Genomic DNA, 21001 nt, shown 5'->3' with positions numbered 1-21001 from the left:
GCGGACGTAGGCTCGACGCGTGAGTGAGGACTATCGACGCACCCCCGGTGCGTTGGTCGTCCTCCTCGGCGCCCTGACCGCCATCGGGCCACTGACGATCAACCTCTACCTCCCGGCCTTCCCGGCGATCGCCGACGAGCTCGGCGCCTCCCACGGCGAGGTGCAGCTGACGATGACGGCGACGCTGGTCGGCATCGCCGTGGGCCAGCTCGTGCTCGGGTCCGTCTCGGACGCCACGGGCCGGCGCCGCCCGCTGCTGCTCGCCTACGGGGCGTACACCCTTGTCTCGCTCGGCATCGCGGCCGCCGGCAGCATCTGGGTGCTGCTCGGTCTGCGGGTACTCCACGGCTTCCTCGGGGCGGCCGGGATGGTCATCGCCCTCGCCGTCGCCCGGGACACCTCGGCGGGGCTGGCCGTGGGCCGGACCATCTCACGGATCATGCTCGTCGTCGGTATCGCACCCCTGGTCGCACCGGCGCTGGGTTCCCAGCTTCTGCTCATCGGCTCGTGGCGGCTGCTGTTCGTCGCTCTCGCCGCCCTCGCGGCCGTCCTGTTCGTTCTCGTCCTGCTGGCGTTGCCGGAGACCTTGCCGCCCGAACGCCGTCGTCGCGGTGGCGCCGCCACGGCCGCGGCCACCTACGGTGGGTTGCTGCGCGAGCCGGTGTTCCGCGGGCTGGTCCTCGTCGCCGGGCTGACGATGGCCGGCCAGTTCACGTACATCACTGCCTCCACCTTCGTCTTCCAGGACACCTACGGCCTCTCGGCCCAGCAGTACGGCGTGCTCTTCGGGGCCGGGGCCGTCATGGTCACCACCGGCACGCAGATCGCCGGGTTCCTCATGGGCCGCGTCGAACCGGTCCGGCTCGCCGGCGGTGCGCTCGCCGTCGCGCTCGCGGGTGCCACCACGATGGGTGTCCTCGCGCTGACCATCGGCACCGGGCCGGACCGGCTGTGGCCGATGGTCGCCGTGCTGCTCCCCACCGTCGGCGCCATCGGCGTCATGATCCCCACCATCCCGGGCATCGCGCTGGCGCGGCAGACCCACGACGCCGGCAGCTCTGCCGCCCTGATCGGCGCCTCCCAGTTCGGTCTCGCCGCTGCCGGCGCACCGCTCTCCGGCCTGCTGGGCGGGTCCGTCGTGGCCATGGCGGGTGTCATGGCCGCCGCCTATCTGAGCGCCTCGCTCGTGCTCGCGGTGGCCGTGCGCCGCTGAGGAGATGCTTCAATGACCCGGTGCGTATTGCGGGCTGGATCGTCGTGCTCATCCTGTCCGTCGCGGCCGTGCTCACGCTCAACCCCGACTGGATTGGCGTCCTCGTCCCGCCGTGGGCGGAACTGAGCACCCGGTTCCCGATCAGCCAGGCGATCGCCGTGCGTGCCTTGCCGGCCGGCGCGTTCGTCCTGGTCGGCGTCATCATCCTCATCGTCGCGTTGGTCCGGAAGATCGGCTTCCGTGGCGGGAACCGCACGCTGGCCCTTGCGCTCGTCCTCGTGCTCGTTGGCGTCGGCCACGCCGGTTACCTGTGGACGCGTGGCCTGGAGAATCCCGCCGAGCTCGGCCCGGACCGCGGCCTACGGCCGACCGAGGAGGGCGACGGCGCCATCACGCTGCTGACCTACAACACGGCAGGCGGGCGGACCACCTCCGAGGAGGTGGCGAACCTCGCCGAGCAGTCGGGGGCGGACGTCCTCGTGCTCCCGGAGGCCGGGCCCGAGTTCGCCGAGCAGACGGCGTCCTTCCTCGCCAGCGCGGACGAGACCTACCAGATCTTCACCCGCCGGGCGCCGGAGGAGCAGAGCGACAGCGTTCCCGGTAGCGGGGACGACGGCGAGGACGAGCGTCCGGAGTTCATCGGACACACGGCCGTCCTGGTCTCCTCCAACCTCGGCGAGTACGTGCGCAACGAGACGGCGCAGACCACGCTCGGCGCGTTGCGCGTGGAGCCCGCGTCCGGTGTCGGGCCCGTCGTGGTCGGCGTGCACGCCGCCGCCCCTGTGCGTGACCAGCACGAGGAGTGGCTCGGCGATCTCGAGACGATCATGGCGCTGTGCGGGTCGAGTGGGCCGGACGGCGTGGTCGTCGCGGGGGACTTCAACGCCACGCTCGATCACGCCCCCATGCGGGACCTGGGGCGATGCGTCGACGCCTCCGTCGAGGCGGGCATCGGCGGGATCGCGACGTGGCCGTCGAACCTTCCGCAGCTCGTCGGCGCACCGATCGACCACGTGCTCGTCGACGCCGCGGCCTACGAGGTCGGACAGGGGCGCGTCGACGAGGCCGGCGACAGCGACCACCGCGGACTCGTGGTGCGCATCCGCCCGACCACCTGACGCTGACTGGTGAGAGGTCCCCGGCAGGCCGGCCGGAAAAGCCGGTGCGGGCGGGGGTGTGATGCTGCCAGGCTCGGATCATGAACGCCTACCGCATCGTCGAGGTCCCGGCCCCGGCCGCTGCCGACGTCACGCCCACGCCGGCGTATCTCGCCATCAGCGAGATCGAGGCCGAGCACGGGCGCGAGACGGTCGGCCACGAGGACCTGGCGGATCCGCCGGAGCGGCTCGTGGCCGCGGCTGTGCCGCAGCGGCACTCCCGGCACATCCACCTGATCGCCGTCTCCGACGACGTCACCGACCAACCGAGCGAGCCCGCGCAGGTCCTCGGCGTCGCCTCGCTCGATCTGCCCATGGACGACAACACCCACTTCGCCGAGCTGTGGATCGGGGTCCGGGCGGCCCACCGGCGCCGGGGTATCGGCCGTGAGCTCTGGCGCGCCGCCGAGGAACATGTGCTCTCGCACGGACGGACCACGGTCGCCGGCTGGTCCGCCCACGGCGGGGAGGCCACCGAGGCGGAGGAAGCCGTCCACGCCGAGTCCGGCGTGGGCCGCATCCGCGCCGCCGACGCCGCCGCGATCTTCGCCCGCCGGCTCGGCTTCACGCTCGAGCAGACCGAGCGGCAATCCACCCTCCGGCTGCCGATCGACCCGCAGACCCTGCAGGCGTGGCGACTCGAGGCGCAGAGCGTGGCCGGTCAGGACTATCGGCTCGTGCAGTGGGTGGGCCGCACGCCCGAGCGCTGGCTCGAGGAGATGGCCGAGCTCAACCGCCGCATGAGCACGGATGTCCCGATGGCCGACCTCGACATGCAGGAGGAGTCCTGGGACGCCGGCCGCGTCAGCGACTACGACGACCGCCGCGAGCTCCGCGGGATGCAGACGGTGCTGTCCGCCGCCGAGCACGTGCCCACCGGTGTTCTGGCCGCATACACCTTCGTGGTCCTCCCGCGTGACAAGCCCGAGGTCGCCTACCAGGAGAACACGCTGGTGCGCGCCGAGCACCGGGGCAATCGCCTCGGACTACTCGTCAAGGCCGCGAACGTCGAGCAACTCGCCGACCGCTTCCCGCAGGTGCGGCGGATTCACACGTGGAACGCGGGCGAGAACGAGCACATGCTCGCCATCAACATCCGCATGGGCTTCCAGGTCGCCGCGGTCGAGGGAGCGTGGCAGCTCCGGCTCACGCCGCGCGGGTGAGCTGCTCCTCGACCCAGCTCAGCGCGAGGTCGGTGACGACGTCGAGTCGGGCCTTCATCCCGTGCCCGGCACCGTCCACGACCTCGAGCCGTGTGCCGGCCGGTAGCAGGGGCAGCGCCTCCCGGGAGAGTTCGACGAGGTCGGTGCCGTCGTCATCGGACTCACCGTGCACGAGGAGCACGGGCACCTCGACCGCGCCGACGAGCTCGGCCGGATCGATGAGGGAGTAGTCGGCCAACGTCTGTTTGGAGATGACGGCGTACTCGCGGGCCGCGCCCTCGTTGTCGTCCGGGATGCGGGCGTAACCGTGGGTCTCCAGGTCGTCGAGCTGGTCGGCGGAGAAGATGTCCTCCCACGGGTACGACATCGGGCCGAGCAGCGGCCCGGTCAGCACCATGGTGACGACGTCGCGAGGACTGGACCGCAGCGCCGCCAGGGTGCCGAAGGAATGGGCGTGCAGGATCTGCTGCTCGAAGCCCTGCTCGGCCAGCCAGGCCGATGCGGACCGCAGGTCCTCGACCTCGCCCGCTGCCGTGACGACGTCGTCGCCGGACGCGCCGCAGCCGGAGAAGTCGATCTGCAACGTCGCGTGGCCGGCCTCGCGGTACGCGGCGGCGAGGACGTCGAACCGGCCCGAGGAGTGCCGGTCCGAGAGGAACCCGTGCGCGAACAGGACCGCCGAGGTCGCCGGGCCAGGCTCGAACGTGCCCGCCAACGTGACGCCACGCGGGGTCGTGATCTGAACCTCGGCCATGGTTCCACCGTAGGCGTTCCCGTGCCCGCCGGCGGCGGATGGCGCCCTGCGTCTCAGGTTTCGGGGCGTGCCGCCCGACCTGGGAGGATCCCGAGGGGACCGGCGAAAGGAAGCGGTGCGATGCGCCAGCAGCAACGGCTGAACGCGATCCTCGACGCACTCGGCGCTGAGGGGCATCTGAGCATCGACGCGATCGTCCGGCGGTTCGCGGTCTCGGCAGCGACGGCGCGGCGCGACCTCGACGTCCTGGCGCGGCAACGGCTCGTCACCCGGACCCACGGAGGCGCCGTCGCGGCGGGAAGTGCCTATGAGCTGCCGCTGCAGTACAAGATCGCTCGCCACGCGCGGGCGAAGGTCGCCATCGCGGAGCGGGCGGCGCAGCTGGTCGCCCCCGGCGAGGTGGTCGGACTGACCGGCGGCACGACGACGACGCAGGTCGCCCGCGCCCTCGGGGCGGCCCCGCGGATGTCCGCGGACCGGGGCCATGGGGTCACGGTGGTCACCAACGCCTTGAACATCGCCTACGAGCTGGCCATCCGGCCGCACGTGAAACTGGTGGTGACCGGTGGCGTCGCACGCCCGCAGACCTTCGAGCTGGTCGGACCGATGGCCGGGGCCACGATGGCCGGCCTGGCCCTGGACTGGGCGGTGATCGGCGTCGACGGCCTGGACGCCCGCTACGGGGCGACCACACCCGACGAGGGCGAGGCAGCCGTCAACCGCGACCTGGTCACCACGGCCCGCCGCGTCGTCGTGGTGGCGGACGGCTCGAAGCTCGGCCGCTCGACCTTCGCGCGGATCTGCTCCCTCGAGGAGATCTCCACCGTCGTCACCGACGCCGAGCCCGAAGCGGATCTCGCGGACGCCCTGGCCGCTGCCGAGGTCGAGGTCATCGTGGCGCGCCCGGCCCGGCCGGACGGGCGGCCGTCGTCACCAGGCGGATGACGGCGATCGCCTCGGCCGTCAGCGCCTCCCGGCCGGCCCGGAGATACTTCCGGGAATCCACCAGGTGCGGGTCCTCGGTCAGGCGCCGGCGGACGGCGGCGGTGAAGGCGTCGACGAGCTGGGTCGAGACGTTGACCTTGCGCATGCCGGCCCGGATCGCCGCCGCCAGATTCGCCTCCGGCACCCCGCTGGAGCCGTGCAGCACGAGCGGTACCGGTACGGCGGCGGCCAGCCGGCCCACCAGCTCCACATCCACCTCGGCGGACTTCGTCGTCATGGCGTGCGAGCTGCCCACGGCGACGGCGAGGGCGTGCACCCCGGTCTCGGACACGAACCGTGCCGCCTCGGCGGGATCGGTCCGCACGCCCGGTGCGTGCACGCCGTCCTTCCCGCCGACCTCGCCGAGCTCGGCCTCCACCAGCACCTCGTGTGCGGCGGCCGCCTCGACGATGGCGCGGGTGGTCGCCACGTTCTGCGGGTACGGCAGCGACGACCCGTCGTACATCACCGACGACAAGCCGCCGGCGAGCGCCTCGTCGACCAGATCGGCGTCCTCGGCGTGGTCCAGGTGCAGGGACAGCGGTGCGGAGGACGTCTCGGCCACGGCACGGGCAGCGGCTGCGATCCGCGCCAGTGACCCGTGGTAGCGCACGCAGTTCTGGGAGATCTGCAGCACCACGCCCTGCCCGGTCTCCTCCGCGGCCGCGGCGATCGCCTCGGCCGACTCGAGATGGATGACGTTGAGCGCGGCCAGGCCCCGGCCGGCCGCCACGGCGCCGTCGAGGAGCTCGCGGGTGGTCACCAGGGTCACGGGGGATCCTCCTCGCTGGGTCCGGGGTCGGGTAGGTCCGTCACGTGCACGCTCAGGTCGGCGAGTGCGGCGTCGTCGATGCTGCCCGCGGCGGGGGTGAGCACCGCAGCGGCCGACCACCTCACCGCACGGGCGAGCGTGCGGTCCGGCCGATAACTGCCCGTCGACAGGTCGGCGGCGATCGCGGCGACGGCGGCGTCCCCGGCACCCGTCGGGTTGCCGGTCAGCGGGGCGTCGAGGCGACCGTGCCAGGCATCCGGCCCGTCGACGGCGAGCATGCCGGCCTCACCGAGCGAGGCGAAGACGGCGCCGCCGCCGCGGGTGGCCAGGCGCCGGGCGGCCGCGAGCAGCTGCGGCAGACCGGCGTCGGCCGAGCCGCCGACCGCCGCGAGCAGCTCGTCCCGGTTCGGCTTGAGCACGCGTGCCCCCGTCTCGGCGGTGGCGGTCAGGGCCGGCCCGGAGGTGTCGACGACGGCGGGGACGCCGGCCTGCCGGACGAGGGTGAGCAGGTAGGTCAGCACCGACGGGTCGGTCCCACCCGGGAGCGACCCGGAGAAGACCACCACGGTGGCCTCGCGCAGGGCGTCGGTGAGGACATCGCCCAGCGCGTCGACGCTCTCCGGCGGCAGCGGCGGGCCGGCCTCGTTGAGGTTGGTGGTCTCGGTGTCGGTGACGACGGCGACCGTGTGCCGGGTCGGCACGCCCGTCTCGATGAGCTGATGCGGTAGCCCGGAGCTGTCCAGGTCGGCACGGATCTGATCGCCCGGAGCGCCGCCGACCGGGGCCAGCGCGAGTGTGGCGTACCCCTGCGCGGCGAGCACCCGCGCGACGTTGAGGCCCTTCCCCCCGGCCCGCCGGACGACGTCGGCGACCCGGTGACTGTGGCCGGGACGCAACGCCGGCATCCGGTAGGTGACGTCGACCGCGGGGTTCAGCGTGACGGTGACGATCACGGGCGCTCCCCCGCGGCGAGCAGGCCGGCGCCCCGCAGTCCGGCCTCCGCGCCCAGGGCGGTCAGACGCAGCTCGGGGCGGCGTGGCACGGACAGGAGGGTCCCGAGCCGGTCCGCGACCGGGTCGAGCAGGGCGGTGCCGGCGCGGGCGAGGCCGCCGCCGAGGATCACGAGCTCCGGGGCGAGGGTCGCGGCGAGCTGGGCGATGAGCAGCGCGAGCGTATCGGTGGCCTCGCGCCAGACCTCGGCCGCGTCCGGGTCGCCGGCCTCGGCGGCAGCGAGGACCTCCCGCACGCCGGGGACCGCACGCCCGGTCCGGGCGGCGTACCGGCGGGTGATGGCGCCGCCCCCGGCCAGTGTCTCGACGCAGCCGCGGGCGCCGCACCGGCACCGCTCCCCGGCCAGCCCGACGGGGGAGTGGCCGACCTCGCCGGCGTAGCCGCCGCCGCGCACGGCCCGGCCCCCGCTGACCAGAGCTGCGGCCACGCCGGTCCCGAGCACGAGGACGGCCAGGTCGTCCACCCCGAGGCCCGCGCCGAGCCGACGTTCTGCCAGGCCGGCGGCGGTGACGTCGTGCCCTACCGCGGCGGGCAGGCCGGCGCGGCGCGTGAGCAGCTCGGCGAACGGGACGTCGCGCCAGTTCAGGTTGGCGGAGTACACCGCCGTCCCGGTCGCGTCGTCGACGATCCCGGGCACCACCATGCCGACGGCGGTCAGGTCGGGATGGTTCGCGCGGGCGCGGGTGACGTGCTCGGCCGCCAGGCGGAGCACCCCCTCGGCGGCGTCCGGCGCCGACGGCGTCGGCACGGACCGGACCTCGGTGAGCCCGCCGTCGGGCAGGACGATGCCGGTCTTGGTGTCGGTGCCGCCGACATCGACGACGGCGATCGGCCCGGTCATCCGTCCAGGATGACCGACCGGGTCAGCGCCCGCGGGCTGTCGGCGTCGAGCCCCAGGGCCCGGGCGCGCTCGAGCGCCACCCGCTGCGCCAGAACGAGGTCGGCCAGCGGATCGATGTCGGTACGGCCGAGGAACGTGGCTCCGGTGCGGGTGACCTCGCCGGAGAGCCCGCCCGGCGCCGGCCCGAAGGACCAGACCACGCGGCCCGGCGCGGCGACGGCGATCGGCCCGTGCCGGTAGTCCATGGCCGGGTAGGACTCGGTCCACGACTGGGACGCCTCACGATTCTTCAGTGCCGCCTCGTGCGCGAGCCCGACCGTCCACCCGGTCCCGAGGAACGTCATCTGCTGCGCGCTCACGGCCGCCTCCGGCAGCGGTGCGTCCAGGGCGGCCACGCAGTCCTCGATCGAGGGTGCGACGTCGATGCCGAGGCTCGCTCGCAGCAGCGTCAACGCCCCGGTCGCGAATCGGGTCTGCACCACGGACCGCTCGTCGGCGAACGGCATGGCGAGGACGTCGCCGGCCTCGCGTGCCAGCGGCGTGTCCGGATCGGCGACGACGGCGAGCGTGCGGGTGCCGGCCGGCACCCGGCCCACCGCCTCGACCACCTCGGTGGTCGTGCCCGACCGGGACAGGGCGACGACAACGTCGTACTCGCGGTGCAACGGCGCCTCGGAGGCGACCCACGCATCGGTCAGACCGCCGTCGTCGGCACGTTCCCGCAGCGCCGCGTACGCCTGAGCCATGAACCACGATGTGCCGCACCCGATGATGGCGACGCGTTCACCGCGTCCCGGCAGCGGTGCGTCACCGGTGAGGTCGGCCGCCCGGCGCCAGACCTCAGGCTGGCTGCGTAACTCCGCCTCCATGTGTGCGCCGAGGGCGCTACCTGCGGGGCCAGTCATCACTCCACCACTCCACTTTCCGGTGCGGGAACGTCCACCGTCGCGTCCTGACCACGCACATCTTGACATGATGTGAGTGGCAGAGACGGTAATCGCTCACGAACGCTCACCGAATGCGACGGTGTGCCCGCCTGGCGGGTCGGTCGTGACGCCAGGGCGTCGTGCACGCGAGACTCTGTGACGGCAGACCGTTCCGACCGAATCGGCCAGCGACGTCACGCGACGGCCGGAAGAAAGGCCACATGCCCACCCCAGCGCACCTGATCGACTACAGCCCCGGCTACGGCGCCCTGCCACCGCGCGCCCACCTGGACACGGACGCGCCCTCGCTCGACCTGACGGGCACCTGGGACTTCCGCCTCCACCCGGTGGCCGACCCGGGCCCGGCCCCGTGGGAGGACGACGCCGCAGCCCCCTGGGAGGCCCTCGACGTCCCCTGCCACTGGGTTCTGGCCGGCGAGGGCCGGTACGGCCGGCCGGCGTACACGAACGTGCGCTACCCCTTTCCCGTCGACCCGCCGTTCGTGCCGGACGAGAACCCGACCGGTGACCACCGGCGTTCCTTCACCCTGCCGCGCGACTTCGACGGCGCCGAGCGCGTGCTGCTCCGCTTCGACGGCGTCGAGTCCGCCTACCAGGTCTGGCTCAACGGGGCCGAGATCGGCGTGGGCAAGGGCAGCCGCCTGGTCCACGAGTTCGATGTCACCGCGCATCTGCAGCCCGGGGAGAACGTCCTCGCCGTCCGCGTCCACCAGTGGTCCGACGCCTCCTACCTGGAGGACCAGGACCAGTGGTGGCTGCCCGGCATCTTCCGTGAGGTCACGCTGCTCGCGCGGCCCGCCGGAAGCCTGGAGGACGTGTGGCTGGACGCCGGCTACGACCACCGCACCGGCAGCGGCACGCTGACCCCTCAGATCCGCGCGGACGAAGCCGCCTACCCGGTCCGGCTGACCGTCGACGAGCTCGGCGTGGACGTGACGTGGCAGCGGCCGGAGGACGTCGCAGTGGTCGAGGTCGGCGCCGTCGAGCCGTGGACCGCCGAGACCCCACGCCGGTACGAGGCGGCGCTGGCCTCTCGGGGCGAGCGGGTGCGCCTGCGGCTGGGCTTCCGCACCGTGCGGATCGCCGGCGAGACGTTCGAGGTCAACGGCCGCCAGGTGATCTTCCGCGGGGTGAACCGGCACGAGATCGAGGCGACCCGGGGCCGGGTGTTCGACAGGGAGCACGCGCGGGCGGACCTGGCGCTCATGAAGCGGCACAACGTCAACGCCATCCGCACCAGCCACTACCCGCCACACCCCGGAGTGCTCGAGCTCGCCGACGAGCTGGGTTTCTGGGTGATCGACGAGTGCGACCTGGAGACGCACGGCTTCTACCCGGACGGATGGCGCTCGCGGCCGGCTGACGCCCCCGCCGACGACGACCGCTGGCGCGCCGCCCACCTGGACCGCATCGAGCGCACGGTCGAGCGGGACAAGAACCACCCGGCCGTGATCATGTGGTCCCTCGGCAACGAGTCCGGCTCCGGGCGCAACCTCGCGGCCATGGCCGCGTGGGTCCACCATCGCGACCCCGGCCGGCCCGTCCACTACGAGGGCGACTACGAGGGCCAGTACACCGACGTCTACTCCCGGATGTACCCCACGCTGACCGAGCTGGACGCCATCGGCGGCCAGGCCGGTGAGATCGCCTACGTCACGCCCGGGCAGGCGGAGCGGCTGCGCCGTAAGCCGTTCCTCATGTGCGAGTACATCCACGCCATGGGCAACGGGCCCGGCGCGATCGCCGAGTACGACGAACGCATCCGCGCCTACCCCCGCATCCACGGGGGTTTCGTCTGGGAGTGGCGTGACCACGGCCTGCTGACGACGACGGACGACGGCACCGCGTACTACGGCTACGGCGGCGACTTCGGCGAGTTGATCCATGACGGGAACTTCGTCACCGACGGGATGATCCTCTCCGACGGCACCCCCTCGCCGGGTCTGCGTGAGTACGCCGCCGTCGTCGCGCCGGTCCGTGCCACGGCTGACAGCCGGACCGGCGAGATCACCCTCGTGAACGAGCGGCACACCGCGGACAGCTCGGACGTCGCCGTCCGGTGGCGGCTCGAGGTCGACGGCGAGGTGGTCGCCTCCGGCGACGTCGACGCCCCCACGGTGGCGGCCGGGGCGACGGTGACGATCCTGCTGCCCGCGGACGCGACGGCGGCGCTGGCCCGCGCCGGCCGCCAGGCACCCACCGGCGCGGAGATCTGGCTGGCCCTGAGCGTCGAGCTCGCGGATGACACGCCATGGGCACCGGCGGGCCATGCGATCTCGCGGAGCCAGGCCGACGTCACCGACTCTCCGCTCCTCGGGCAACGGCCCGCCCGGCCCGGGAGCGTACCGTCGGCCGGCACTGCGCCGTCGGCCGGCGCGGCCGCACCGGCCCGGGACGGCGAGACCATCGTGCTCGGCCCGGCGCGGATCGACGCGCGCAGCGGAGGCCTGACCGCCCTGGACGGACTCGAGGTCACGGGCCCGACGCCTCAGCTGTGGCGCGCGCCGACGGACAACGACCGCGGCGGCGCGTCCGGCATGTACGAGGACGCCGCGCCCGGCCAGGCGCGGCGCTCAGACGAGGCCGTCCCGATCGCCGACCGGTGGGCCCACCGCGGCCTGGACCGGCTGACCCACCGCACCGTCGCCGTCGAGCCCGGGCCGGACCGGGTGGTCACCAGGCTGCGCAGCGCGCCGGGGGCGGCACCGTTCGGGATCGTGACCTCGCTGACCTACCTGGTGGACGACGACGGCGGCCTGGTGATCCGCGTCGAGATCACCCCCGACGGGCCGTGGCGGGGGACCTGGCCGCGGGTTGGCGTCCATCTCGCCCTACCGCCGCAGATCGCCACCGCCCGCTGGTTCGGTACCGGCCCGGAGGAGTCCTACGTCGACCTCGCCCACGCCGCGCTCGTCGGCCGTTACGAGTGCGCGGTCGACGACCTCGGCGTCGACTACGCCCGGCCGCAGGAGACGGGGCACCGGCCCGGACTGCGGGCCCTCACGCTCGCGGCGCCGGACGGCACCGGGCTCGAGGTGCGCACGCACACCGGGCTCGGCGGTGCGGGGGGCACCGTTCCCGCGGTGCGGCCCGGCTTCACGGCTTCGCGGCACACGTCCCAGGAGCTGTCCGCGGCCCGGCACCCCCACGAGTTGCCACCGAGCGAGCACGTCCACCTCTACCTCGATGCCGCACAGCAGGGTATCGGCTCCGGGGCGTGCGGGCCGGGCGCGTTGCCGGAGCACCAGCTCTGGCCGGGCGCCTACACGTTCGCGGTGACGCTGCGTGCGGTGACCGCCGGCGGCTGAGCTCGGCACAGCGCCTCAGGGGGTACGCCGCCGCAGGGTGGCCGCGCCGAGCAGGAGCAGGCCGATGACGAAGCCGCCGAGCACGGTGACCTCGAGCGTCAGGTCGGGGGTGGACTCGCTCGCGATCGCGCTCATCGCATCCGCGGCGTAGGACAGCGGCAGCACGTCCGAGAGGTACTCGAGCAGCCGCGGGAGCTCGTCACGGGGAACCAGCAGCCCGCACAGCAGGAGCTGCGGCAGGATCAGGGCGGGCATGAACTGCACCGCCTGGAACTCCGTCCGGGCGAACGCCGAGACGAACAACCCCAGGGCGACCGCGAGTAGCCCGTCGAGGACGGCGACGAGGATCAGCAACGCCGCCGACCCCTCGGTCTCCAGCCCGAGCGGGCCCAGCATCAGCACGGAGGCGAGCACGGCCTGCACCACGGCGACCGTACCGAAGGCCAATGCGTAGCCGAGCAGGAGCTGCACCTTGCTCAGGGGCAGCGTCATCAGCCGTTCCAGCGTGCCTGACCGGCGTTCGCGCAGCGTGGTGATCGAGGTGACCAGGAACATGATCATCACGGGGAAGATGGCCAACAAGGTGGGCCCGATCTGCGCGAAGACGGGGGAGTCCTCGTAGATCCACCACAGCAACGACAGCAGGAGCAACGGCACGAGCAGGATCATCGCGATCGTGCGCGGATCGTGACGCAGTTGGGTCAAGACGCGGGCAGCGGTGGCGATCATGCGCGGTCTCCGATCAGCGAGAGAAAGGCGGACTCCGCATCCTCGGTCGCGGTGCGCTCGAGCAACTCGTCCGGCGTGGCGCGCGCCAGCACCCGACCCTGGCGCAGCAGGACGAGCAGATCGCAGCGGGACGCCTCGTCCATGACGTGCGAGGAGACGATCACTGTGGTGCCCTGCTCGGCGATGCCGCGGAACGTCTGCCACAACGACGCGCGGAGCACCGGATCGAGGCCGACCGTGGGTTCGTCGAGGACGAGCAGTTCCGGCGAGCCGAGGAGCGCTGTGGCGAGCGAGACGCGGGAGAGCTGACCGCCGGACAGAGTGCGCGCGAGCTGGCTCCCCGCCTCGGTCAGCCCGACGGTCGCGAGCACGCGCTCGACGCCGGCGCCGGAGGTGTCCCCGCGGCTGCGCAATAGCCGGGCGAAGTACCGCAGGTTCTCCGCGACCGTGAGGTCCTCGTACACGCTCGGGCTCTGGGTGACGTAGCCGACCCGACGGCGCAGCTCCGGACTGCCCGCCGGCCTGCCGAGGACCTCGACCTCGCCGGAGTCGACGATCTGCACGCCGACGATCGCGCGCAGCAAGGACGTCTTGCCGGACCCGGACGGGCCGAGAAGGCCGGTCACCTGACCGGCGGGGATGTCGAGGTCGACGTCATCGACCGCTCTCGTGCGGCCCCGCACCACGCGGAGCGAGCGGATCCGGACCCCAGAATTCATCATGCAATGAATTCTGGGGCGGTCCCGTCCTCCCGTCAACCGTTGCGGCGCAGATGCTGCTGGATCACGGGCGCGAGTTCACCCGCCAGTTCCTCGCGCGAGGCGGACGCGAGCGGCTCGACACGGACGACGTGCCGCAGGAACATCGCGCCGAGCAGCTGGGCGACGGCCAGCTGGATCGTGGTGTCGGCGCGTGCCGGTTCGTCGGTCGGTCCCAGGATCGGCCGGAGCGCCGGCAGCATCACGGCCTCCAGAGCCTGTCGAATGTTCGCGGCGGCCTCAGCGTCGGAGGTCGCCGAGCGCAGGAGCGCCACGAACGGCGCGCGGGACGCGGCGTCCTCCCAGACGTCGAGGACGACGGTCACCAGGACCTTCCCGACGTCATCCGGGTCGGCCTGCCGGAGAGGGCCGAGCAGCACCTCAGGCTCGAGCGGTAGATCGAGTGCCGCCATGAAGAGGTCGCGTTTGGTCCCGAAGTAGTGGTGGATCAGGGCCGGATCCACACCCGCCCGCGACGCCACCGACCGGACCGTGGTGGCAGCGAACGAACGCTCGGCGAACTCCTGCCGGGCGGCGTCGAGGATCTGGTGGCGGGTGTCGGGGCCGCCGGGCCGGCGACCACGGGCGCGAGTCCGGGACATGAGGGGCACCCTAACGACGGCGACGGCCGCCGGTTCGGCCGTGGAAGCCCGACCGGGCGTTGTTGCGCCAGGCCCGAGCGTGGTTGCGAAGGGCGGGGCGGCGCGCACCGGTCCGGCGCGCTTAACCTTGTCCGGTGATCGAGCTGAAGACCCGCACCGAGATCGAAGCCATGCGCCCGGCGGGCGCGTTCGTCGCCGAGGTGCTCACCGCGCTGCAGGACTACGCCGCGGTCGGCGTCAACCTGCTTGAACTCGACGAGTTCGCGCACGAGCGCATCCGGCGGCGGGGCGCGACCTCGTGCTACATCGACTACCACCCGTCCTTCGGTGCCATGCCGTTCGGTCACGTGCTGTGCACCTCGGTCAACGACGGCGTGCTGCACGGCCTGCCTCATGACTACACCCTGCGCGACGGCGATCTGCTCTCCGTCGACTTCGCGGTGAGCGTCGACGGCTGGGTCGCCGACTCGGCGATCAGCTTCGTCGTCGGCACCCCGCGCGAGGACGATCTGCGTCTCATCCGGGCCACCGAGGAAGCACTCGCCGCCGCCATCGACACGGCCACCGTCGGCAACCGGATCGGCGACATCTCCGCGGCCATCGGCGCGGTCGCCCGCGAGCACGGCTACCGCGTCAACACCCAGTTCGGCGGGCACGGCGTGGGCCGCGAGATGCACGGCGACCCGCACATCGCCAACGACGGCCGGCCCGGCCGCGGCCTGCCACTGCGTGAGGGACTGGTCATCGCCATCGAGCCCTGGTTCATGGCCGGGACCGACGAGATCTACACCGACGACGACGGCTGGACCCTGCGCAGCAAGGACGGCTCCCGCGGCGCTCACTCCGAGCACACGATCGCGATCACGGGTGACGGCCCGCTCGTCCTCACCAGCCGGGCATAGCGGCCGTACCGCCCGGACGTGCCGGGCAGCACGCGCTGCCACGGACCATCAGGCGAGCGTCGCCAGCAACGCGGAACAGGCCTCCTCGCAGGACCGGCACTGCTGCGCGCAGACCCGGCAGTGCTCGTGGTGGTCGGCGTGCCGCTCGCACTCCTCGGCGCAACTGCGGCACGCCTGGACGCAGGCCTGCAGCAGGGCGCGCACCGTCGTCGGGTCTCCTGCGGTGTGCCGCGAGAACACTCGTGCGGTCGCCCCGCAGATGTCTGCGCAATCGAGGTTGAGACGGATACACGCACGCAGGTCGGCCGGCTGCTGCTCAGCGAGGCACGCGTCCGCGCAGGCGGTGCAGGTCTGGGCACAGGCGATCAGCGCGTCGAGCGCGGACGACAGGCGCTGGTGGTCGGCCTCGACCTCGCCCGGATAGGTCTCGATCATGGCGGCGCTCGTCATGGCACTCCTTCCGTCGTGACGCCGGAGGCGTGGTGCCGGCGCCGTGGTCGGCCGGACGGTGTGACCGTACCGAGGGTGGGGGGCCGGCGCATGCCGGACGAGCGAGGCCGCGGCCGGTGGACGCGGCAGTACTCACGCGGCGCGCGCGCCGACCTCCGGGAGCCGGACCGCGCACACGGCCCCGGTCAGGCCGAGCACCGCCAGCAACGCCAGCGATGCCTCCGGCCCGGCCAGGGCCAACAGGCCGGTGATCGCACCGGCACCGAGCAGCAGCACCCCCATCGCCGAGTTCGCGACCGCGACGTACTCGGTGCGCCGGTCACCCTCGGCCATGTCCACCACGTACGTCTTCCGGCCCACGCGGGCTCCGGTGTGGGCGAGGGCCAGCAACAGGTAGCAGGCCGGGTACACCCAGGTCCACGGCCCGCCCCCCTGCGAGGCGAGGCCGAGGAGCGCGAGGATCACCGTCGAGGCGCCGGCCGCCATGGCGGCCATGAGTGTCCGACTGGACCGGTCGGCCCACCGCCCGAACACCCGTCCTCCGATGAGGGCGGCGAGGCCCGAGGCGATGACGAACGCGCCGAGGCCGCTGATGTCCTGCCCGTTCCGGGCCGCGAGGGTCACCACGAACGGTGGGCTCAACGCCGAGACCAGCAGCAGGGCACGAACGGTGACGAATCGTCGCAGCGCCTGGTCCGCGCGCAGCAGGTCGGCCATGTGCCGTAGCCGGCCCGGTCCCTGTGGTGCCGGCTCGGGGTCCGCATCCGGTTCGCGGATCCGTGCGTAGACGACCGCAGCCGCCACCCACGCCAGTGTGGCCGCGGCGAGCAGCCCGGCCAGCAGGGGCGCCTCCTCGCCGCCGATCAGGCGCACCCCGACGCCCACGGTGATGGCGGCCAGTCCGGCGAGCACCGTCGCGACCCCGTTGATCTGACCACGCTGACCGGCCGGGATCGTCCGGCCGAGCACATCCTTCCCCGCGAGTGAGGTCAGTGAGCGCGAGAGCGCGAAGGCCACCAGGGCGAGCAGGACCACGACGCCCGCCGCCGTCCCGGACGTCGTGGCCGCCGCCGCTGCGATGGCCGCCGTGGCCAGCCCTTGGCCGGCTGCGCCGGTGACCCACACCCAGCGGCGCCGTCGCCTGGCCTGGACCCAGGGGAGCAGCGCCGCCTGCGGCACCAGCGAGCCGGCCTCCCGGATCGGCACCAGCAGCCCGACCAGTCCGCCCGGCACACCGAGGGCGGAGAACAGCCACGGGAGCACCGTCCTGGGGTTGACCACCTGGTCACCGGTCGCCTGCAGCGCTTCGGCAGCGATCTGCCGCAGCCCGTTGCCGGGTACGTGGCGGGCCGCGGTGGGCGCGAGCCCGGCCGACCCGTTCTCGCCCGGTCGGACGAGCCTGGCGTAGAGCGCTGCTGCGGCGGACATGGCCGGTCCCGGTCGCCTGCTCAGGCGCGCCCGAGGGCGGTGAGCACGATGAAGGCCAGGGAGACGAGAGCGATGAGCACGGTCATGACGGTGAGCGCGAAGAGCATCGAGCCGCCGGGCATCACGGGCTCGTCCGGGCTGACGCCTTCACCGGCGGCGCGCAGGTCGTCGTTCAGGCCCCGGAAGCGCACGGTTCCCGCGTACAGCAGGGCGAACCCGCCGACCAGGGCCAGGAGCGGCAGGGCGAGGCTGAGCACCGGGTCGCTGGCTCCGAGATAGCGTGCGGCGACGGCGGTACCGGCGGTGACGGCCAGGACGGTGCGCCGCCAGGACAGCTCGGTGCGTTCCGGTTGCAGCCCCGCGTCCCAGGGCCGGGTCACGACGGCCCCAGGACCAGCGCGATCGCGACCAGGACCGCCACGACGCCGACGCCGATCGCGGCCGGCAGCGCGGACAGCGGTGAGGGCAGTGGTTCGTGCCGGCGCAGCGCGCGTTCGGTGCGCATCCACCCGAACCAGGCCTGGAAGACCAGCGACAGGCCGGTCGCGACGAGGATGAGGGACGCGATCAGCCGTAGCGTCGGGTCGAGCGGGGTCGCCAGGGCCTCCAGCGCGACGGCGCCGGCGATGAAGGCCAGCGAGGTCCGGATCCAGGCGAGGAACGTGCGCTCGTTGGCGAGGGAGAACCGCACGTCCGGCTCCTGGCCGGTGCCGTAGACGCTGCGCGGCAGCCGGGTCCCGCTCACGCCGTCTCGCTCCTGTCGAGATCGGCTACGACCCGGAACCCGGTGTTGCCCGAGGAGGAGTCCCCGGTGTTACGGGTGCGGGCGGCGACCCGGTAGCGGTTGCAGTACGAGGCGTGGCACAGGTACGACCCGCCGCGCACTACCCACGTGTCGTAGGAGCTGACCTCGTCGTCCCAGGGAGAGGAGGTCCACTCCCACACGTTGCCCGCCACGTTGTAGAGGCCGTAACCGTTCGGCTCGAACGACGTCACCGGCGCCGTCCCGACGAAACCGTCCTCGGCCGTGTTGACCTGGGGGAAGAGGCCCTGCCAGATGTTGCACATGTGCTTCCCGCCCGGGGTCAGCTCATCACCCCAGGCGTACCGCTTGGACTCCAGGCCGCCGCGGGCGGCGTACTCCCACTCCGTCTCGGTGGGCAGCCGGGTCCCCGACCAGGCGCAGTACGCCTCGGCGTCCGCGTGCGAGACGTGCACCACCGGGTGGTCACGCCGGTTCCACAACGACGAACGCGGCCCGTCCGGGTGCCGCCAGTCGGCACCGTCGACGGCGATCCACCATGGCGTGCCGTCGGCGCTGCCGCGGATCTTGGACTGCTCGACCTCGCGGGCGAAGAGGTGGAAGACGTAGGACCAGCCGAACTCCTCGGCCTGGGTCCGGTAGCCCGTCGCCTTGACGAACCGGTCGAACTCCGCGTTGGTCACCGCCGTCGTGGCCACTCGGAAACCGGCCACCTCCACCGGACGGACCGGACCCTCGCCGTCGCCCGGATTGACGTCCTCATCCTCACTGCCCATCGCGAACACCCCGCCCGGCAGCTCGACCATCCGCGCCCGCACCCGCCTGGCCGCCTGCGCACTGCGCTCGGGGAGCCGGCGCGCCGACGGCGAGGACAACCGGAGCGGGGTGCTGCTCGCCGCGGCGTGGTCGGACGTCTCGCTCTGGTCGGTCACGCTGGTCCTGTCCCCGTCCTGTCGGTCTCGTCGGTGCCGCGGTCGCCGTCGTGGCCGCCGCCGGATGCGGTGGGCCGATTCCACGATAGCCGCCGTCGCAGGCAGGATCGGCCAGACGTCGTTACGCTCACCACACGCACCCGAACGCACGGAGGATCGCATGGGCAAGCTGTCATTCATCGTCGGCGCAGGCGTCGGATACGTCCTCGGCGCACGCGCGGGCCGGGAGCGGTACGAGGCGATCAAGCGCGGAAGCAACAAGCTCTGGCAGAGCCCGACCGTGAAGAAGGGCGTCCACAAGGTCGAGGGCAAGGTCTCCGACGTCGCCCGGGAACGCGGCAGCGTGGTCACCGACAAGGTCGCCTCCGCCGTCAAGGCCAAGCTGGGCGAGAACCAGACGCCTCCGCCGACCCCGCCGCAGCCCCGCTGACGGGCCCGTCTCCGCGCGACCAGGGGTCTCGTGCGCCGCACGCCTGTGCTGCGTCCGTCACAGCCCCCTGCCGCGGCACGGTCGCGTGCTGACATCATGACGGCGTGATCGCGACCGCCCGCCGCCGAGACGAGCACACCGGACCGAACCGCGAGCAGGTCCGCCGCTGGCGCCGCTACCTGGCCGACGAACGCGCCGAGGGCGCGGTCTACCGGCACTTGGCGGCGCGCCGAACCGGTGAGGAGCGCGAGATCCTTCTCGGGCTCGCCGAGGCCGAACGGCGTCACGAGCAGCACTGGCGTGACCTGCTAGGCGCCCGCGCGGCCGACCCGGGCCGGGGTGCCCTGCGCACCCGGATCCTCGGGTGGCTCGCGCGCACCTTCGGTGGCGTCTTCGTGCTCGCCCTGGCACAGCACGCCGAGAGCCGCGCCACCTACGAGAGCGACGTCGACGCCACGGACGCGATGGCGGCCGACGAACGCATCCATGGCGAGGTGGTCCGCGCGCTCGCGGCACGGGGACGGGCCCGCATGTCGGGGACGTTCCGGGCCGCCGTGTTCGGCGCCAACGACGGCCTCGTCTCCAACCTCGCGCTGGTCCTCGGCGTCGGTGCGACCGGCGTGGGGGCCGGCACCGTCCTGGTCACCGGTGTGGCCGGGCTGCTCGCCGGTGCACTGTCGATGGGGGCCGGCGAGTACGTCTCGGTGCGCTCCCAGCGCGAACTGCTCGAGGCGTCCACCCCCGACCCGGAGGCACGCAAGCACCTCCCGGCCCTCGACGTCGACGCCAACGAACTCGCCCTCGTCTACCGCGCCCGCGGGATGTCCCACGAGGAGGCTGAGGCGCATGCCGCCGAGGTCATCGCCCGGGTCACGGCCGGCGAACCGCACCCGGCACCGGAGCACGCCCGCTCCTACGAGGAGGTCGGCAGCGCCTGGGGTGCCGCCCTGTCCAGCTTCTGCTTCTTCGCCTCCGGCGCGGTGATCCCCATCGTGCCGTGGATCGTCGGACTCGACGGGAGCGCCGCCGTCGTCCTCGCGGCCGGGCTCGTCGGCGTCGCGCTGCTCATCACCGGCGCGATCGTCGGTGTCCTGTCCGGGGCACCGGCGGTGCGTCGCGCCCTGCGCCAGCTCGCGATCGGCTACGGCGCCGCCGCCGTCACGTACGCGCTGGGGCTGCTGTTCGGCACCACGGTGGTCTGAGACCGGACGGGTCCGACGGCGCCCCGTTCCGCCTCGTTTCGTCGTACCGTGGGACCACCGCGAGGTGGAGGAGGCCGCGATGGACACGTTCGCCGATGTGCTCGGCACGATCCTGCTGGCCGGACTCGGCGTCGTCGCGGTCGGCACCCTCCTCGCGCTCGGAGTGACCTGGTACGTCGTGCGGCGGATCCGCCGCTCGCGCCAGCTCGCCCGCACCCTCAGCCGCTCTCGCCTCACGGTGCGCACCGTGGCCGCGGACGATGTCGGACGGCGCCTGGCCCGGCTGCGGCTGCGGGTCGCGCGTTCCTCGGAGGCCACCGAGAGCGCCCTCGCCGCGGCCGAGGCCCGCGGTGCCCCGGTCGGGCCGGTGACACCTGTGGTCACCGGGCTGCGCCGGACCGGGGAGCACCTGGACCAGGAGCTCCGGCACGCCGAGATCGAGCCCGACCGGGAACTTCGCGGCGTCTGGGCCGACCTCCTCGCCGACAAAGTCGCCGAGCACGAGCAGCTGTGCGCCGACCTGCGCCGCAGTCTCGTCGACGCCGCGGCGTCGGTGGCGCCGGCGCAGCTCGCCCGGACCGCGGACCAGGTCCTGCTCGAGATCGAGGCCCTCAACACCTGGAGCCGCACGTACCGTACGCGCGGCGCCGCCTGA

Annotated in this window: 22 protein-coding genes; 9 read left to right on the top strand and 13 right to left on the bottom strand. The window is 73.2% G+C overall.

The features are described 5' to 3' along the window. Positions 1-19 precede the first annotated feature (19 nt). The 3 genes from ACFSE6_RS08065 (at position 20) to ACFSE6_RS08055 (ending at position 3533) form a co-directional block, all read left to right on the top strand. Positions 20-1213, top strand: coding sequence for a Bcr/CflA family efflux MFS transporter (locus ACFSE6_RS08065; protein ID WP_388004765.1), 1194 nt, complete (start codon positions 20-22; stop codon positions 1211-1213). 20 nt (positions 1214-1233) lie between these two features. Next, on the top strand, positions 1234-2331 hold the full coding sequence (locus ACFSE6_RS08060) for an endonuclease/exonuclease/phosphatase family protein (RefSeq protein ID WP_388004762.1): 1098 nt from the start codon (positions 1234-1236) through the stop codon (positions 2329-2331). A gap of 80 nt (positions 2332-2411) precedes the next feature. Next, positions 2412-3533, top strand: a complete 1122-nt coding sequence (locus ACFSE6_RS08055; protein ID WP_388004759.1) for a GNAT family N-acetyltransferase — start codon at positions 2412-2414, stop codon at positions 3531-3533. Here the strand turns inward: ACFSE6_RS08055 and ACFSE6_RS08050 are convergent. Beyond that, positions 3517-4287, bottom strand: a complete 771-nt coding sequence (locus ACFSE6_RS08050) for an alpha/beta hydrolase (protein WP_388004756.1) — start codon at positions 4285-4287, stop codon at positions 3517-3519. The two genes, ACFSE6_RS08055 and ACFSE6_RS08050, sit on opposite strands and share 17 nt — an antisense overlap. 120 nt (positions 4288-4407) lie before the next feature. On the opposite strand from ACFSE6_RS08050, the gene ACFSE6_RS08045 reads away from it, so the two are divergent. After that, a complete protein-coding gene (locus ACFSE6_RS08045) occupies positions 4408-5232 on the top strand; it encodes a DeoR/GlpR family DNA-binding transcription regulator (RefSeq protein WP_388004753.1) in 825 nt (274 codons plus the stop codon). Here the strand turns inward: ACFSE6_RS08045 and ACFSE6_RS08040 are convergent. Genes ACFSE6_RS08040 through ACFSE6_RS08025 form a run of 4 tightly spaced genes read right to left on the bottom strand, consistent with a single transcriptional unit; the run spans position 5177 to position 8800 of the window. Then, entirely contained in the window at positions 5177-6043 is an 867-nt protein-coding gene (locus ACFSE6_RS08040) for a class II fructose-bisphosphate aldolase (RefSeq protein WP_388004750.1), read from the bottom strand. The two genes, ACFSE6_RS08045 and ACFSE6_RS08040, sit on opposite strands and share 56 nt — an antisense overlap. Beyond that, positions 6040-6996 carry a 1-phosphofructokinase family hexose kinase gene (locus ACFSE6_RS08035; RefSeq protein WP_388004747.1) on the bottom strand — a complete coding sequence of 319 codons (957 nt, stop codon included), beginning with the start codon at positions 6994-6996 and terminating at the stop codon, positions 6040-6042. Before ACFSE6_RS08035 ends, ACFSE6_RS08040 begins: the two co-directional genes overlap by 4 nt. After that, on the bottom strand, positions 6993-7895 hold the full coding sequence (locus ACFSE6_RS08030) for an ROK family protein (protein ID WP_388004744.1): 903 nt from the start codon (positions 7893-7895) through the stop codon (positions 6993-6995). Before ACFSE6_RS08030 ends, ACFSE6_RS08035 begins: the two co-directional genes overlap by 4 nt. Continuing rightward, on the bottom strand, positions 7892-8800 hold the full coding sequence (locus tag ACFSE6_RS08025) for an SIS domain-containing protein (RefSeq protein WP_388004741.1): 909 nt from the start codon (positions 8798-8800) through the stop codon (positions 7892-7894). Before ACFSE6_RS08025 ends, ACFSE6_RS08030 begins: the two co-directional genes overlap by 4 nt. Before the next feature lie 242 nt (positions 8801-9042). Here ACFSE6_RS08025 and ACFSE6_RS08020 point away from each other — a divergent pair, with 242 nt between their 5' ends. After that, positions 9043-12150, top strand: coding sequence for a glycoside hydrolase family 2 TIM barrel-domain containing protein (locus tag ACFSE6_RS08020; RefSeq protein ID WP_388004738.1), 3108 nt, complete (start codon positions 9043-9045; stop codon positions 12148-12150). A gap of 15 nt (positions 12151-12165) precedes the next feature. On the opposite strand, the gene ACFSE6_RS08015 is transcribed toward ACFSE6_RS08020, so the two are convergent. Genes ACFSE6_RS08015 through ACFSE6_RS08005 form a run of 3 tightly spaced genes read right to left on the bottom strand, consistent with a single transcriptional unit; the run spans position 12166 to position 14239 of the window. Further along, positions 12166-12879: an ABC transporter permease gene (locus tag ACFSE6_RS08015; protein WP_388004735.1), complete on the bottom strand. Its 714-nt coding sequence runs from the start codon at positions 12877-12879 to the stop codon at positions 12166-12168. Continuing rightward, positions 12876-13598 carry an ABC transporter ATP-binding protein gene (locus ACFSE6_RS08010; RefSeq protein WP_465254132.1) on the bottom strand — a complete coding sequence of 241 codons (723 nt, stop codon included), beginning with the start codon at positions 13596-13598 and terminating at the stop codon, positions 12876-12878. The genes ACFSE6_RS08015 and ACFSE6_RS08010 overlap by 4 nt, the downstream gene beginning before the upstream one ends. 35 nt (positions 13599-13633) lie before the next feature. Beyond that, the gene (locus ACFSE6_RS08005; RefSeq protein ID WP_388004729.1) at positions 13634-14239 is read right to left on the bottom strand and encodes a TetR/AcrR family transcriptional regulator; all 606 of its coding nucleotides are present in this window, start codon (positions 14237-14239) and stop codon (positions 13634-13636) included. 134 nt (positions 14240-14373) lie between these two features. Here ACFSE6_RS08005 and map point away from each other — a divergent pair, with 134 nt between their 5' ends. Next, positions 14374-15141: a type I methionyl aminopeptidase gene (map, locus tag ACFSE6_RS08000; RefSeq protein WP_388004726.1), complete on the top strand. Its 768-nt coding sequence runs from the start codon at positions 14374-14376 to the stop codon at positions 15139-15141. Positions 15142-15189: 48 nt separating this feature from the next. Here the strand turns inward: map and ACFSE6_RS07995 are convergent, their stop codons facing one another. From ACFSE6_RS07995 to ACFSE6_RS07975, 5 genes are all read right to left on the bottom strand, one after another. Then, on the bottom strand, positions 15190-15591 hold the full coding sequence (locus ACFSE6_RS07995) for a four-helix bundle copper-binding protein (protein WP_388004723.1): 402 nt from the start codon (positions 15589-15591) through the stop codon (positions 15190-15192). Positions 15592-15723: 132 nt separating this feature from the next. Further along, positions 15724-17019 carry an MFS transporter gene (locus tag ACFSE6_RS07990; RefSeq protein ID WP_388004720.1) on the bottom strand — a complete coding sequence of 432 codons (1296 nt, stop codon included), beginning with the start codon at positions 17017-17019 and terminating at the stop codon, positions 15724-15726. A 20-nt stretch (positions 17020-17039) separates the two neighbouring features. Then, a complete protein-coding gene (locus ACFSE6_RS07985) occupies positions 17040-17399 on the bottom strand; it encodes a DUF202 domain-containing protein (protein WP_388004717.1) in 360 nt (119 codons plus the stop codon). Further along, positions 17396-17764: a YidH family protein gene (locus ACFSE6_RS07980; RefSeq protein WP_388004714.1), complete on the bottom strand. Its 369-nt coding sequence runs from the start codon at positions 17762-17764 to the stop codon at positions 17396-17398. Before ACFSE6_RS07980 ends, ACFSE6_RS07985 begins: the two co-directional genes overlap by 4 nt. Continuing rightward, positions 17761-18657 (bottom strand): formylglycine-generating enzyme family protein, encoded by an 897-nt coding sequence (locus ACFSE6_RS07975; RefSeq protein ID WP_465254131.1) that lies wholly within the window; start codon positions 18655-18657, stop codon positions 17761-17763. The genes ACFSE6_RS07980 and ACFSE6_RS07975 overlap by 4 nt, the downstream gene beginning before the upstream one ends. Positions 18658-18874: 217 nt before the next feature. On the opposite strand from ACFSE6_RS07975, the gene ACFSE6_RS07970 reads away from it, so the two are divergent. The 3 genes from ACFSE6_RS07970 (at position 18875) to ACFSE6_RS07960 (ending at position 21001) form a co-directional block, all read left to right on the top strand. Further along, on the top strand, positions 18875-19144 hold the full coding sequence (locus ACFSE6_RS07970; protein ID WP_388004708.1) for a hypothetical protein: 270 nt from the start codon (positions 18875-18877) through the stop codon (positions 19142-19144). Between the two features lie 104 nt (positions 19145-19248). Then, the gene (locus tag ACFSE6_RS07965; RefSeq protein ID WP_388004705.1) at positions 19249-20346 is read left to right on the top strand and encodes a VIT1/CCC1 transporter family protein; all 1098 of its coding nucleotides are present in this window, start codon (positions 19249-19251) and stop codon (positions 20344-20346) included. A gap of 79 nt (positions 20347-20425) precedes the next feature. After that, a complete protein-coding gene (locus ACFSE6_RS07960) occupies positions 20426-21001 on the top strand; it encodes a hypothetical protein (protein ID WP_388004702.1) in 576 nt (191 codons plus the stop codon).

Source organism: Georgenia deserti (assembly GCF_042680605.1).
Lineage (GTDB): Bacteria > Actinomycetota > Actinomycetes > Actinomycetales > Actinomycetaceae > Allobogoriella > Allobogoriella deserti.
The sequence above is the reverse complement of the archived record's forward strand: the minus strand, read 5'-3'. Positions and strand labels throughout refer to the sequence as shown.